Here is a 14,612-nt window from a genome sequence, read left to right on the forward strand (position 1 = left end):
TATTGGGGCACTCAGGTTGCTGCAGGCCCTCACACAGAAAACCACAAGAAGCGGAATCTAAGAAACACGCCTGACACATCCCTGAACCGCCCCGTAACGCGCCGGCTGGCGGTACAGTTGGCCGTTTTGTCGCACGGATCCGGGCATATCTGGCACCGATCGCCCTGTGGCTGGCGCGGAAAGTGCGGCCCGTCACGGGCGAACGGACCGGGCCGCCGGGGTCCGAATGTGCGGTTCATCACCGGCGGGTCATCACCGCCCGGGTCCTCCGCCCGGTGCGGGGTTGCGGCCCGGCCGCGGCGCGGGCTGTTGCCTGCAACGGCGGCAGGCCTGCCGCTCAGCCGCGGCGGCGGCGCGGCAGTTTGGGCAGGTGCGCGAAGATGTCCGCGGCCTTGGTCGTTGCCTTGTTCGCCGCCTGCCCGAGCGATCGGCTGAGGTTGGCGGGAACCGGAACCTTGAGGCTCCGCCCGGTCACGGCATGCGCGGGCTCCTGCGGGGCGACGACGGCGGCCGCCACCGCGGGTGCCACCGGCTCCGCCTCGGTCACGGGCAGAACATCAACACCGAAACCGATGATCCAATCGGCCACATCCTGCAGCGGCCCGGCCTGCAGCGAGTAGTAGCGCTTCTGCCCCTGCGCGCGCATGGAGACCAGTCCGGCTTCGCGCAGCACCTTCAGGTGCTTGGAGACGGTCGGCTGGCTGACCTCCAGTTCTTCAACCAATTCGCCCACCGCTTTGTCGCCGTCACGAAGCGAGCCGAGTATGTCCCGGCGGGTACCTTCCGCAATCACTGCAAAGACATCATCGATGGCCATTCCATTACCCTAATCGCATATATGCGTTGCGGCACACCCTTGGCGGCGGTCCGGAGCCCCGGCGCCGCAAAATCGTTATACCGCTGCCTGCGCCCACCGCCTGGTTAGCCCGCCGAACCGCGTGGGCTCGACCGGCCGGCCTTTCAGACCGCCTAGTCGAACCAGGGATCGAGCCCGTGGTAGGGGAAAATTTCCTTGCGCGTGGCCATCACGGTGCGGTCCACGCTGTCGTTCGGGTCATAGCCGACCTCCCACGAGCGCCACCACAGGTCGGCGTCGTCGCCCATGTACAACGGGGCCTGCTGCCCGTACCGGACCTCGACATAGTCCTGCCAGGACTGCGGCACCTCGCTGTGCAGCGGAATGGCCCGGCCGGAAACAATGGCCAGCATGTGGGTCCAGGACCGGGGCACCACGTTGAAGACGTCGTAGCCGCCGCCGCCCGTGGCGATCCACCGGTCGCCGCAGATCTCGCGCGCCAGGTCGGCCGTGTCCAGCATCATTTGCCGCTGTGCATCCACGCTCAGCCGAAGGCTGCTCAGCAGGTCGCGGGCGTGGTTGTCGCACCCGTGCTGGCTGACAATCACTTCGGGGGCAAAGGCCCTGACCAATTGCGGGACCACCGCGTGGAAGGCGCGCAGGAAGGCCGCGTCGCCGGAGCGTGGCGGCATGGAGACGTTCACGGAACTGCCCGGCGCCTCCGGACCCCCGCTCTCGTTCGCAAAACCCGTCCCCGGGAACAGGTGGGTGCCGGTTTCATGCAGGGAGATGGTCAGCACCCGCGGGTCGTTGTAGAAGATCGACTGAACGCCATCGCCATGGTGCGCGTCGACGTCGAGGTACGCGACCCTCTGCACGCCGTTATCCAGCAGGTGCTGGATGGCCAGGGCGCAATCGTTGTAGATGCAGAACCCGCTCGCCTTGCCGCGCGCGGCGTGATGCATGCCGCCGGCGAAGTTGACCGCGTGCAGCGCCGAGCCGTCCAGGATCGCGGCCGCGGACTGCAGCGAGGCCCCGGCGATCCGGGCACTGGCGGCGTGCATGCCCGGAAACACCGGGTCGTCTTCGGTGCCCAGGCCCCGCTCTTCATCGATGGCGTCCGGGTCTTCGCTGACCGCCTTTACCGCGGCCACGTAGGCCGGGTCGTGAACGGTCTGCAGCGCCGCGTCGCCGGCGGTTTCCGCTGCGGCCAAGGTGACGTTCGGACGGTGGAAGATGGCGAATTCGTCAGCCAGCCTGGCCGTCAGGTCCAACCGGATCGGCGACATGGGATGGTGCGCGCCGAAGTTGTACGCCAAGACGGATTCGCTCCACACCGCCAGAGTGGGAACCGCGGGAACTGGGGTCGCTGACATCACAGACAGGCTACGCGAAAGCACCGGCCAGCACGCATTCGTCCCGCGCCCGTGCTGTCAAATGATGATTTACTACTGCAAGGAACAAGTCAGCAATTCGGAGCCGGACAGAAGCGATTGGGATGACCAGACAGCAGCCGTCATGGCTGGCCGGGCGGGAACACGAACGAATCAGCCTCTTGCGCACGCTCCGCGACTTCGTGGACAGCGTTGCCAACAGTTCCCCGGCACGGCTGGCGTTGATCGTCTACGTGGCGGTGATCCTGGTCTTCACCGGGCTGCTGTCCTTGCCGGCCGCGGCGCGGGACGGCGCCATCACGCCGCTGCACGACGCCTTCTTCACGGCCGTCTCGGCCGTCTGCGTCACGGGGCTGACCGTGGTGTCCACCGCTGCCCACTGGTCTTTCCTCGGCCAGGCCGTGATCCTGCTGGCCATCTTCATCGGCGGCCTGGGCACGTTGACCCTGGCCTCGCTGCTGGCGCTCATGGTGAGCAAACGGTTGGGCGTGCGCGGCAAACTGATCGCCCAGTCCGCCATGAACAACGCAGGCCGCCTGGGCGAGGTCGGCGCGCTGCTGCGGATCGTGATCGCCACCTCCGTGATCATCGAGGTGGTGCTCGCCCTGGTGCTGTTCCCCCGCTTCCTGATGCTTGGCGAATCCTTTCCCCAAGCCGCCTGGCACGGCATCTTCTATGCCATCTCGGCGTTCAACAACGCGGGGTTTACCCCGCACTCGGACGGCCTGGTCCCCTACGAGACCGACGAGTGGATCCTGCTGCCGCTGATGGCCGGAGGTTTCCTCGGCAGCCTCGGTTTCCCGGTGGTCATGGTGCTCCTGGAGCGGGGTTGGCGCTTCAGCAAATGGAACCTCCACACCAAGCTCACGGTCGAGGTGTCGCTGATCCTGCTGGTGGTCGGCGCCCTGGTCTGGGGAGCCATGGAGTGGAGCAACCCGGAGACCCTGGGCGGCATGAGCGTCTGGGACAAGGTCCTCCACGCGACATTCGCCTCCGTCATGACCCGCTCGCTCGGCTTCAACCTGGTGGATATGAACAATCTGGAGCCGTCCACCATGCTCTTTTCCGATGCCCTGATGTTCGCCGGCGGCGGTTCCGCGTCGACTGCAGGCGGCATCAAAGTCACGACCATCGCGATCGTGTTCCTGGCCATCGTGGCCGAGGCCCGCGGCGACCGGGACGTGAAGATCCACGGCCGGACCATCCCGGAAGGCGCCATGCGGGTGGCCATCTCGGTCATCGTCATGGGTGCCACTTTGGTGGCCGTCGCCTGCGGCCTGCTGCTGGCCTTCACGGGCGAAAGCCTGGACAGGGTGTTGTTCGAGGTCATTTCCGCGTTCGCGACCTGCGGGCTGAGCACCAACCTGAGCGCCGAACTGCCGCCCGAGGGCAAATACGTGCTCTGCGCCCTGATGTTCGCCGGCCGCGTCGGCACCATCACGTTGGCCGCCGCGCTGGCGCTGCGCGAACGCCGCCAGCTGTTCCATTACCCCGAAGAGAGGCCCATCATTGGCTGAGAAGTCCGCATCGAACAGACGTCCCGCCCACAACGCGCCCGTGCTGGTGGTCGGCTTGGGCCGCTTCGGTGCCTCCACTGCGGAACAACTGGTCAAGCAGGGCCGCGAGGTGCTGGCGATCGAACGTGATCCGGCACTGGTGCAGAAGTGGTCGGGGCAGTTGACCCACGTGGTGGAGGCCGACGCGACGAACATCGACGCGCTGCGCCAGCTGGGCGCTCAGGAGTTCAGCTCCGCCGTCGTCGGTGTCGGCACGTCGATCGAGTCCTCGGTGCTGATCACCGTGAACCTGGTGGACCTGGGCATCGAGCACCTTTGGGTCAAGGCCATCACCCCGTCGCACGGCAAGATCCTCTCGCGCATCGGCGCCAACCACGTCATCTATCCGGAGGCCGACGCCGGCCGCCGCGCCGCCCACCTGGTGGGCGGACGGATGCTGGACTTCATCGAGTTCGACGACGGTTTTGCCATCGTCAAGATGTACCCGCCGAAGGAAACCCAGGGCTTCACGCTGGGTGAGTCGCAGGTGCGCTCAAGGTACGGCGTCACCGTGGTGGGCGTGAAGTCACCCGGCGAAGACTTCACCTATGCGCGGCCGGAAACCAAGGTCTCCAGCCGGGACATGCTGATCGTCTCCGGGCACGTGGACCTGCTGGAGCGCTTCGCGGCCCGTCCGTAGCGGAGCCCGCGCCGTTCCCGGGATCCCAGGGCCTGCCGCGGTTCAGGCCAGTTCGCGCGACAGCTCGGCCGCCCGTTCGGCGGCGGCCGCGGCACCGCGCGCGATGACACGCGGCAGCCCGTCGTCGTCGAAGGAGGCGATGGCGCGCTCCGTGGTGCCGTTCGGGCTGGTGACGGCGCGGCGCATGGCCGCCGGGTCCGCATCCGGCGCGGTGAGCATGATGCCCGCGCCGGCTACGGTCTCGCGGGCCAGGGTCATCGACAGCTCCGGGTCCAGGCCCAGCTCCACGCCGGCAGCGGCCATGGCCTCGGCCAGGTAGAAGGCATAGGCAGGGCCGGAACCGCTGACCGCCGACACGGCGTCCAACTGGTTTTCCGGAACCACGACGACGGTGCCGGCGCCGGCGAACACCTCGCGGGCGGCAGCCAGCTGGGAATCCGTCACGTGGCTGCCGGCAGAGATGCCAACGGCGCCCCGGCGCACCTTGAGCGGCGTGTTGGGCATGCTGCGCACCAGCGGCTGGCCTGCCGGCAGCGCGGCTTCCATGGCGGCAACGGTGACCGCCGCGGCCACGGAAACCACCACCGTCGCCGCGTCCAAAGCCGGCGCGATGCTCCGGCACAGGTCCGCGATGCCCGCCGGCTTGACCCCCAGCACGGCAACGTCGGCACCCTGCACGGCGGTGGCGTTGGCCGCGGGGTCGTCCTGTTCCGCCAGCACCGTCAGGCCGGGATAACGTCCGCGCAGTTCCCCCGCGCGCTCGCTGCGGCGCACTGTCGCCGTCACGTTTTCGGCCGGTGTTCCCGAGGCCAGCAGCCCGGCCAAGATGGCCTCGTTCATGGACCCACAGCCCAGGAAAGCGATGCGGCGTGCGGTTGGTGTTCCGGTGGCGTCAGCAGTCATGTCTGTCATTGAATCACGTGGCCGTCATCGGGCGCGTGCCGCCGTTCCGTCCCTCGCCGCAGCCGGCCGGGAAGAACTCACAGGTGTCGTTCAGGTATTTCACGGCGTTGTCCCAAAGTTGCCGCCTAGTGTCGTAAGCACCTCATCAAGGTGCGAGTGATGATGGACCGGATCTGCTGGTTCCGGTCCAGGCGCCGGCGAACAGCGGTTGACTCCCCCAACCAACCGCAACGTTCGCCGGCGTCGCCATTTAAGCACCGTCGGGGACCGCAAACCTTGTAAGCCCCCACGGGCACTGACAACTGCGCGGCTTTTGGGCCGAAGTCGCTAGCTGCCCACCTTTTCGACGGCGGGGGCCGGCTCCAGCGCCTGCTGCACCAGCATGGTGCCCACCGGGCTGACCGGGGCGTCGCTGTCGTAGAGCAGGTGGTCGAAGCGTTTGAGGATCAGCCCCTCCCGCAGAGCCCAGGGGCAGATCTGCAAGGTCTCGATCTCGAACATTTCCATCGCCGCCTCGGCAACCATCGCCCCCGCCAGCAGCTGCGGCGCCCGCACCATCGAAACGCCAGGCAAATTAACACGGTCGCTGACCGGCATGGCGGCCAGCCTGCGCGCCCACAGGGACAGGTCCGTGCGGTGCAGTTCCCGCCGCACGTACGGGCCGGCGGCCGAGGGGGCGGCTCCGGCGATCCGTGCCAGCGAGCGGAAGGTCTTGGAAGTGCCGACCACCATGTCCGGCCGGCCCAGTGCAGAAAACTCTCCCACGACGGGAGCCAGCGTCTCGCGGATATACCCGTGCAGGTCCTTGATGCTCTTCACGCTCGGCGGGTCCTCGGGCAGCCACTGGCGGGTCAGCCGGCCGGCCCCCAGCGGCACCGATACGGCGAGTTCCGGCAGTTCATCATGGCCGATAGCCATTTCGAAGGAGCCGCCGCCAATGTCCAAATCCAGGATGGTGCCCGACCCCCAGCCGTACCAGCGTCGGACGGCCACCAGGGTCATGCCGGCCTCCTCCGGGCCGGTCAGCTCCTGCAGCGTGACATTGGCTTCCGCCTTGACCCGGTCCAGCACCGCCCTGCCGTTGTTCGCTTCGCGGATGGCGGAGGTGCAAAAGGCCAGCATGTCTTCGGCGCCATGCAGCCCGGCAAACCTCCAGGCCTCGCGGATAAAGCCGATGAGTTCCTGCTGGCCCTCTTCGCTGATATTGCCTTCGGCATCCAAATAGGCCACCAGCGACAACGGCCGCTTGTGCGAGGCGAAAGGCACCGGCCGGGCACCCGGGTGGGCATCCACCAACAACAAATGCACCGTGTTGGAACCGATGTCGAGGACGCCCAGACGCATGTTCTCATTATGCAGTGTTGCGGCCCGGGCACCGCAAACGGGCAACGGTTCCGGCCCCGACCGCCGCGGGCAACGGCCGGGGCACGTCCGCTACTTCTTGGCGGCGGCCTTGCGCCGTACCGGTTTCTTCGCCGCCGGTTTCGCCGGTCCCTTCGCGCGCTTCTCCGCCAGCAGTTCGATGGCCTGCTCGCGGGTCAGTTCCTCGATGGCGGTTGAGCGCGGCACCGTGATGTTCGTGACGCCGTCGGTAATGTAGGGGCCGAACCGGCCGTCCTTGACCACGATGTTCTTCTCCGACACCGGATCCACGCCGAACTCGGCCAGCGGAGCAGCCGCGGTGCGTCCGCCGCGGGTCTTCGGCTGCGAGTAGATCTCCAGCGCTTGTTCCAGCGTTATGGTGAAGATTTCCTCCTCGGAACCGATCGACCGCGAGTCGCTGCCCTTCTTCAGATACGGGCCGAAGCGGCCGTTCTGCACGGTGATTTCGGTGCCCTCGGCGTCGGTGCCCAGCACCCGCGGCAGGCTCAGCAGCTTCAGCGCGTCCTCGAGGGTGACGGTGTCCACGCTCATCGACTTGAACAGGGAACCGGTGCGCGGCCTGACCTTGGCGGGCTTTTTCGGCGGCTTGGGCTTGCCGTTCTTGTAGTACTCCACCGGCTGCGCGGCCAGTTCTTCGGCCGTCGGCTCGTGGATCACTTCGGTGACGTAGGCGCCGTAACGGCCCTCCTTGGCCACGATCGTCCGACCGGTCTCCGGGTCCGTGCCAAGCTCGCGCTCGCCCGGTCCCTGGGTTTCCATGAGCTCGAGGGCTTTCTCCGGGGTCAGCTCGTCCGGAGCCAGGTCGTCGGGGACGTTGGCCCGCTCCGGCTCCTCGCCGTCGCCCTCGCCGTTGCGTTCCAGGTAGGGCCCGAATTTGCCCACCCGCAAGGTGATGCCCTCGGCAATCTCGATTGAATTGATCCGGCGCGGATCGATTTCGCCCAAGTCGTTCACCACGGTGTTCAGGCCGGTTTCCTTGCGGTCCCCGTAATAGAAGCCGGAGAGCCACTCCGTCCGGCTGGCCTCGCCGCGGGCAATGCGGTCGAGGTCCTCTTCGAGTTCCGCCGTGAAGTCATAGTCCACGTAGTCGCTGAAGTACTCCTCCAGCAGCCGCACCACGGAGAACGCGATCCAGCTCGGAACCAGGGCGGAGCCGCGGGTGCGGACGTAGCCGCGGTCCATGATGGTGGAGATGGTGGCGGCGTAGGTGGACGGGCGGCCGATGCCGCGGTCTTCCAGCGTCTTGATCAGCGATGCTTCCGTGTAGCGCGGCGGTGCGGACGTCTCGTGTCCGACGGCGTCGACCGCCTGCGCGTCCAGCGCGTCGCCCTTGGCGAGGTTCGGCAGGCGTCCGCCGGTGGCATCGTCGTCGTCCTCGCGGCCGGCGTCCTTGCCCTCCTCATAGGCGGCCATGAATCCGGGGAAGGTGATGACGGTGCCGGATGCGGTGAACTCCGCGTCCCGCCCGTCTCCGGCCGTGGCGCCGAGGCGCACGGTCGACGTCGACCCCTTGGCATCGGCCATCTGCGAGGCCACCGTGCGTTTCCAGACCAGCTCGTACAGCCGGTATTCGTCGCCGGAAAGCTGGCTGCGGACCTGGCCGGGCGTGCGGAACGAGTCCCCGGCAGGCCGGATGGCTTCGTGGGCTTCCTGGGCGTTCTTGTCCTTGCCCTTGTAGACGCGGCGGGCATCCGGGACATATTCGGGTCCGTACAGCTCGGAGGCCTGGCGGCGCGCGGCGTTGACGGCCTGGTCGCTCAGCGCCGGCGAGTCCGTACGCATATAGGTGATGTAGCCGTTTTCGTACAGCTTCTGCGCCACCTGCATGGTCGAGCGGGCGGAGAACCGGAGCTTGCGGGCCGCTTCCTGCTGCAGGGTGGACGTGGTGAACGGCGCTGCCGGACGGCGGGTGTATGGCTTGTTCTCAACCGCGCGGACGGAGAACCGGGCGCTGCGCAGGGAGTCTGCCAGGGCGGTGGCGGCGGCCTCGTCCAGATGGACGGCGGAGCGCGCCTTGAGCCGGCCCAGATCGTCGAAGTCCTTGCCGACGGCGACCCGGCTGCCGTCGACGGAGACCAGCTTGGCCTTGAACACCCCGCCCTTGGCGGCGTCCTCCGGCGCCACCGTGGCCACCAGGTCCCAGTAGGAGGCCGCACGGAACGCCATCCGCTCGCGCTCACGCTCGACGACCAGCCGGGTGGCCACCGACTGTACGCGCCCGGCGGACAGGCCGGCCTTGACCTTGCGCCAGAGCACCGGGGAGAGTTCGTAGCCGAAGAGCCGGTCCACGATGCGGCGGGTTTCCTGGGCGTCGACCAGGTCGGTGTCCACCTCGCGGACCTCGGTCAGGGCGCGCTGCAGGGCTTCGCGGGTAATCTCGCTGAACGTCATGCGGTGCACGGGCACCTTGGGCTGCAGCACCTGCAGCAGGTGCCACGCGATGGCTTCGCCTTCGCGGTCACCGTCAGTTGCCAGATAGAGTTCGTCGGCGTCCTTGAGCATCGACTTGAGCTCGGACACCTTTTTCTTCTTGTCCGGAGACACCACGTAATACGGCTCGAAACCGTTCTCGATATCCACGGCAAACTTGCCGACGGACGTCTTTTTCAGCTCGGCCGGCAGGTCGGAGGGCTGGGGCAGGTCACGGATGTGCCCCATGGAAGCCGTGACCTCAAAGCCCTCGCCGAGGTACCCGGCGATGGTTTTGCCCTTGGCCGGGGACTCGACGATGACGAGTTTCTTGCCGGTTTTTTCGCGGGCCTTGGCTGGCACTGTGCTCCTACGTAAAGAAAGGGGTGTTGATGCGCTTGTAAATACGTCCCCCAACCCGGCGGGGTGGAGGACCGTCAGCACTAGGTTAGCCGCAACAGTACCGCGAAACAGAAAACGCCAGCGGGTGCCACCGGTTGCTTCCGGTGCCGCGGACCGCTGCCGATGCCCGCGGCAGGGCCCTAATCGTTGTCGATGTCGCCGGGCAGGAAGGAGAAGACATAGTAGAGCTTTTCCGCCCCTTCACCCCGGTTCTCCGGATTGGTGGTCGGGCTGTATTCCAGCAGGATCTCGCCGATCCGCCGGCCGAGGTCCTTCCGCTGTTCCTCGGTCAGGTAGAACCGTCCCGTGCTGAGGGCGGCCAGGTGCCCTTCCTGCCGCCACGTGTCAGGGTTCGGCAATTGCTTGTCCCGTTTAACGTACTTGGACAGACGTTCGCGCAGGTCGTTCAGTTCCACGTCCACCACGCCCATGGTGGCGGCACGGCTGTCGGCCACGCTGGTCACGTCCAAACGTCCGGCCGCGGCCTGCCAGTGCCGCTCCCGGCCGTCGCCCTGGTTCACGCACCGCTTGACGAATCCCCACTTTTCCAAGGCCCGGAGGTGGTAGCTCATGGCGCTGGGGGTCAGCCCGTGCCGCTGGGCCAACTCCGTGGCGGTGGCCGGCTGCTGCGTATCAAAGAGCTCTTCGATAACCTTCAACCGCACGTTATGGGCCAGGGCACGGATGGCCCGGGCATCGGAGATATTGACCCTGTCTCCGGCTGCCGGCTCCGCCCGAGTGGCCGCCGCTGCGGCGGCCGCCCGGCCGGTCGTCGTGGTTGAACCCTTAGTCATGATCAGTAAGTGTAATGCCGGTCACCGCTCCCGGGCGGGGCTGCCGGGCAATCCCCGACTGCAATCCGGCAACAATTTCCTAGTCCCCGGCAGGCACCAGGAAGCCGTCTGCCACCAGGTTCCGCACTTCGGCGGACAGCTGCCGGGCGAAGTCCGGCTCCTCGCGGCCCAACAGTGCCGCCAGGGCACCAATGATCTGGTCCACGCCCAGGTCGCCGTCGCTGGCTGAAACGAACCCGGCCAACTCGGTGCTCATCAGGTTGGTCCGGCGCAGCCCCGCGCCCTGACGCAGCAGGATGACGCCGGGATGTTCGGCGCCCGGCCGCTGGTGCCGCTCCTCGGTCACATCCTCGGCCACCCGCAGATGCTGGCGGCCAAAGTCCGCGGCGTGCTCGGCCAGCCAATCGGCCCGTTCGACCGCTGCGGCCAGGTGCGGGCCGACGGGCTGCTCGATCGGATACGTGATCTCCTCGAACCGCCGCAGCGCTCCTGCACCTGCAGCGGCTGCCGTTGTCTCGAGCAGGGGGCGGCGCAGCCAGACCAGCCCAAAGCCGAGGGCCTCCACGTCCCGGGACGCGAAATCGTCCAGATAAGCGGCGTAAGCGGATTCGAACAGCTCCGGGTCGCGGTTCACCGAGGCGTCGCGCAGCCACGTCTGCGCATACTGCGCCGGGCTGAGCTGCTCCCGCTGGATCACCCAGGCGTCGATGTCCGGCGCCAGCCACTGCTCCAGCCGTGCGTGCCAACTGCCGGCTCCGGCCGGAATTTCCCAGTTGCCCAGCATCTGCGCAACACCGCCGTCGACCAATACCGAGGGCAGGGCGCGGAAGAGGGTGGCCACGATGTCGTCGCCGGGCAGCCCGCCGTCGCGGTAGGTGAATTGCTCGTCGGCGCGTTCGGCCGGGCGCCGCGGCGTGATCACGAACGGCGGGTTGGACACCACGAGGTCGAACCGCTCCCCCGCCACCGGTTCCAACAGGCTGCCCAGCCGCAGGCTGACCCGCTCCTCCAGGTTGTCCGGGTCCAGCCCGAGGGCACCGGTGTTGAGCGCCAGGTTGAACCGGGTGAAGGCCAGCGCCCGCTCCGAGATGTCGGTCGCGGTAGCGTGGCGGGCGTGTCCCAGCAGGTGGAAAAGCTGGATTCCGCAGCCGGTACCGAGGTCCAGTGCCCGTTCCACCTCGGGACGCACGGTCAGCTGGGCCAGGGTCAGCGAGGCCTGGCCGATACCCAAAACGTGGTCGTGCCGGAGGACGCCGGGCCGCTGGTGCGCGCCGAGGTCGCTGGCCACCCACAGCTCGGTCTCGCCGAAGGCGTACGGGCGGAGGTCAACAGCGGCCCGCAACTCGCCGCCGTCGTGCTCGGCCAGCCGGAGGGCAGCCAGTCCGTCCAGCCCGGTGCGCGGGAACGCCCGTGCCAGCCGCCCGGGCTCCACGCCCCGGCCCAGCAGCCAGAGGCGCACGACGGCGGCCAGGGGGCCCTGTGACGGATCCTCCAGCAGGCGGGCGGTGGCCAGCAGTGCCGGGACCAGCTGGTCGCGGTCCAGGGCCTCCCACGCCTCTGCGCCCAGCAGCGCCGCCACCCCGTCCACGCTGTAATCGAGGTCGGTCATGTCTGCGGCCAGGTCCGCCAGCAGCCGCGGGTCGGTGCTGGCGGGCGCGTCGGCCACGTCGGAGAAGTCTGTATTACGCACGGCCCAAGTTTAGTGACCCGCCGGCGAGGGCGCGGCCACCCCGGACCTGCCCGGAACCGAGCTGTTGGCGGTCCTTCAGCGGCCGCGGGTCGCTGCTGCCCGTGCGTCCGCGGACGTGCCGCGATGGTTAAATGACCTCATGCTCGTCACCACCACCTACCTTGAACAAACCGATTTGGCCCAGCTGGTGCCTGGCTCGCGCCCGCTGCCTGATGATGCCGCCGTGGTGCGGGTACGGCAGATCAGCCCCGAGTTCAGCAAGTTCCTCTACCGGAGTGTGGGCAGCAGCTGGAACTGGGCTGACCGGCTGGTGCTCACGCGCGGCGAATGGGAGCAGGTGGTGCGTGCTCCCGGTGCGGAGACCTGGGTGCTTTACACCGCCGGCGCCCCGGCCGGCTACGTGGAACTGCTGGGCCGCCCCGGCCCGGCGGGCACCGACGTCGAAATCATGTACTTCGGCCTGTTCCCCGAGGCGATAGGGCGCGGCCTCGGCGGTGCGCTGCTGGCCGAGGGCATCCGGCAGGCCTGGCAGTTGCACGTTCGCTGGGACGGGTTTCCGCCGGTGCAGCGAGTCTGGGTGCATACCTGTTCACTGGACGGGCCGGCGGCTGTTGCCAACTACCAGGCGCGGGGCATGAGCGTGTTCAAGACCGAGGTCGAGGACATCGAACCGCAGGATGCAACCGCGGGCCTGTGGCCGGAGACCGCGAACGCCTGACCCGCTCGGGGACCGGACGTCCTTGGGACGTCCCGGGATCGTCCCCGCGTCGTAACAGTTTCTCGGACAGCCCCCTGCCCGGGAGCGACGTACGTGTTGCCGTCCGGGTCAGTCGGGCAGGCCAGTCGGGCAAAGCAGTCGGGACAGTCAGGCGGCAGGCTCCGGGCAGCCGTCCGGGCAGCGCAGGGTCTGCGGATCCGCCGCGCACGCGGAACAGTACAACGTCAGCTGGCGGCAGTCCGGGTTGGAACAGTTCTCAAACTTGTTGGACGGCGCCTGGCAGCGGACGCATTCCCCGATGGTCTTGGCGTCCGGCGTGAACTCCAAGTGCATGCGCTGATCGAAGACGTAGAGCGAACCTTCCCACAGCCCGGCGTCGCCGAAGGTTTCGCCGTAACGGACGATTCCGCCGTCGAGCTGGTAGACCTCCTGGAAGCCCCGGTTGACCATCAGGGATGAAAGCACTTCGCAGCGGATGCCGCCGGTGCAATAGGTCACCACCGGCTTGTCCTTAAGCTCGTCGTACTTGCCCGAGTCCAGTTCCTTGATGAAGTCGTGGGTGGTGGCCACGTCCGGGACAATGGCGTCTTTGAACTTGCCAATTTGCGATTCAAAGGCGTTGCGGCCGTCGAAGAAAACCACGTCTTCGCCGGCTGCCTTCTTCGCGTCGATGAGCTGGTGCAGTTCCTCCGGAAGCAGGTGCGTCCCGCCGCCGACCACGCCGCCCTGGTCCACTTTGAGCTCGCCCGGGGCACCGAACGACACGATCTCGTCACGGACCTTGACGCTCAGCCGCGGGAAGTCTTCCGCCCCGCCTTCGGACCACTTCACATCGAGGCCGCGGAAAGCGGGATATTCGCGCGTGGTTTTCACGTACTGCTTCACCGCGTTCAGCTCGCCGCCCACGGTGCCGTTAATCCCGTTCTTGGAGATCAGGATCCGGCCGCGCAGGCCGAGTTTCTCGCACAGCGCGCGTTGCCACAGCCGGACGGCGTCCGGGTCCGGCAGCGGGGTGAAGGCGTAATAAAGCACAATTCGGTTCAAAGCCACGCATCAAGGGTACGCGGTGGTCGGAAATTAGGGATTGTGACATGGTTGTCATCGATTTCCTGTGCCGCCCGCGGCCGCTGTTCGGTACAGTCCTGCTATGGGTCACGAATACACGACTGACGTCCCCGACGACGTCCTTGCCGCCTGGGTTGCCGGCTGGTCGGCCTGCCGGGGCTACTCCGCCGAAGAGGTCGACGGACACCCGGCCGTGCTGCTGGCCGACAAGACCGGGGACTGGGAATACTTTGCGTTTGAACCGGGCGACGAGGAATTCGCCGCCGTGGCCCGCGACACCACCAAGTCGCCGGGACGGATCTTCACCGTGCTGACGCGCGACGCGCAGCGGATTCATCGCCTGGCGCCGCAGCACGGGCTGCGCGTGCACCACAACGCGCAGTCGCTGATGGTCACCGACATGTCCGGCCAGGACACCGAGGACCCGTGGTACCGCGACCCCGATTTCAAGACCGAGGTCGAGAAGCACGGGAATGTCCACCGGGTCCGGGTGGTGCATGAAGGCAACGAGGCCGCCCACGGGGTCGCCGCCGCCGTCGACAATTTCGCGGTCTTCGACCATATCGAAACGGACGTCAATTACCGTCGCCGCGGGCTGGCCACGCACGTGATGCGCGCGCTGATCGCCTCCGTGTTGGAGCACATGGTGGACACCGGGCTGCTGATCGCCTCACACGACGGCCAGATGCTCTACCGGCACCTGGGCTGGGACACCGTCTGCGATGTGATGATCCTCAAGCCCACGGCGGAGGGCTGACCGCCTGGCCCGCCACAATGCAGACTTCCGACGGCCCGGCAGGCGCCCGGCCTGCCGGGCTGCGGAAGCCCGCCCGCCGCACCCGGGCGCCCGGCCCGCCGGGCT

The 14,612-nt window shown here is 67.6% G+C and carries 12 protein-coding genes; 4 read left to right on the forward strand and 8 right to left on the reverse strand.

All coding sequences use genetic code 11. The features are described from left to right. Positions 1 to 337: 337 nt before the first annotated feature. Complete coding sequence (locus tag AC5RVD_RS00615) at positions 338 to 817, reverse strand: ArsR/SmtB family transcription factor (protein WP_494125621.1); 480 nt, start codon at positions 815 to 817, stop codon at positions 338 to 340. A gap of 152 nt (positions 818 to 969) precedes the next feature. Then, complete coding sequence (locus AC5RVD_RS00620; RefSeq protein ID WP_494125622.1) at positions 970 to 2,172, reverse strand: acetoin utilization protein AcuC; 1,203 nt, start codon at positions 2,170 to 2,172, stop codon at positions 970 to 972. A gap of 122 nt (positions 2,173 to 2,294) precedes the next feature. Between AC5RVD_RS00620 and AC5RVD_RS00625 the strand changes: the two genes are divergently transcribed. Further along, positions 2,295 to 3,707 (forward strand): TrkH family potassium uptake protein, encoded by a 1,413-nt coding sequence (locus AC5RVD_RS00625; RefSeq protein ID WP_494125623.1) that lies wholly within the window; start codon positions 2,295 to 2,297, stop codon positions 3,705 to 3,707. Positions 3,708 to 3,747: 40 nt separating this feature from the next. Then, positions 3,748 to 4,386 carry a potassium channel family protein gene (locus AC5RVD_RS00630; RefSeq protein WP_494113609.1) on the forward strand — a complete coding sequence of 213 codons (639 nt, stop codon included), beginning with the start codon at positions 3,748 to 3,750 and terminating at the stop codon, positions 4,384 to 4,386. Between the two features lie 42 nt (positions 4,387 to 4,428). Here the strand turns inward: AC5RVD_RS00630 and proC are convergent, their stop codons facing one another. From proC to AC5RVD_RS00655, 5 genes are all read right to left on the reverse strand, one after another. Then, positions 4,429 to 5,289, reverse strand: coding sequence for a pyrroline-5-carboxylate reductase (proC, locus tag AC5RVD_RS00635; RefSeq protein WP_494125624.1), 861 nt, complete (start codon positions 5,287 to 5,289; stop codon positions 4,429 to 4,431). Between the two features lie 327 nt (positions 5,290 to 5,616). Continuing rightward, positions 5,617 to 6,633 carry a Ppx/GppA phosphatase family protein gene (locus tag AC5RVD_RS00640; RefSeq protein WP_494125625.1) on the reverse strand — a complete coding sequence of 339 codons (1,017 nt, stop codon included), beginning with the start codon at positions 6,631 to 6,633 and terminating at the stop codon, positions 5,617 to 5,619. A 90-nt stretch (positions 6,634 to 6,723) separates the two neighbouring features. Next, positions 6,724 to 9,444 (reverse strand): type I DNA topoisomerase, encoded by a 2,721-nt coding sequence (gene topA, locus AC5RVD_RS00645; protein WP_494113593.1) that lies wholly within the window; start codon positions 9,442 to 9,444, stop codon positions 6,724 to 6,726. A gap of 179 nt (positions 9,445 to 9,623) precedes the next feature. Next, positions 9,624 to 10,277, reverse strand: coding sequence for an ArsR/SmtB family transcription factor (locus tag AC5RVD_RS00650; RefSeq protein WP_494113594.1), 654 nt, complete (start codon positions 10,275 to 10,277; stop codon positions 9,624 to 9,626). Positions 10,278 to 10,356: 79 nt separating this feature from the next. After that, a complete protein-coding gene (locus tag AC5RVD_RS00655) occupies positions 10,357 to 11,886 on the reverse strand; it encodes a DUF7059 domain-containing protein (protein ID WP_494126043.1) in 1,530 nt (509 codons plus the stop codon). Between the two features lie 220 nt (positions 11,887 to 12,106). On the opposite strand from AC5RVD_RS00655, the gene AC5RVD_RS00660 reads away from it, so the two are divergent. Beyond that, on the forward strand, positions 12,107 to 12,685 hold the full coding sequence (locus AC5RVD_RS00660) for a GNAT family N-acetyltransferase (protein WP_494125626.1): 579 nt from the start codon (positions 12,107 to 12,109) through the stop codon (positions 12,683 to 12,685). Between the two features lie 147 nt (positions 12,686 to 12,832). Here AC5RVD_RS00660 and trhO read toward each other — a convergent pair whose 3' ends face one another. Continuing rightward, positions 12,833 to 13,735 (reverse strand): oxygen-dependent tRNA uridine(34) hydroxylase TrhO, encoded by a 903-nt coding sequence (gene trhO, locus AC5RVD_RS00665; protein ID WP_494125627.1) that lies wholly within the window; start codon positions 13,733 to 13,735, stop codon positions 12,833 to 12,835. A gap of 97 nt (positions 13,736 to 13,832) precedes the next feature. Between trhO and AC5RVD_RS00670 the strand changes: the two genes are divergently transcribed. Then, positions 13,833 to 14,507: a GNAT family N-acetyltransferase gene (locus AC5RVD_RS00670; protein WP_494121075.1), complete on the forward strand. Its 675-nt coding sequence runs from the start codon at positions 13,833 to 13,835 to the stop codon at positions 14,505 to 14,507. Positions 14,508 to 14,612: the final 105 nt, after the last annotated feature.

The organism is Arthrobacter sp. THG-b23, from assembly GCF_059091265.1.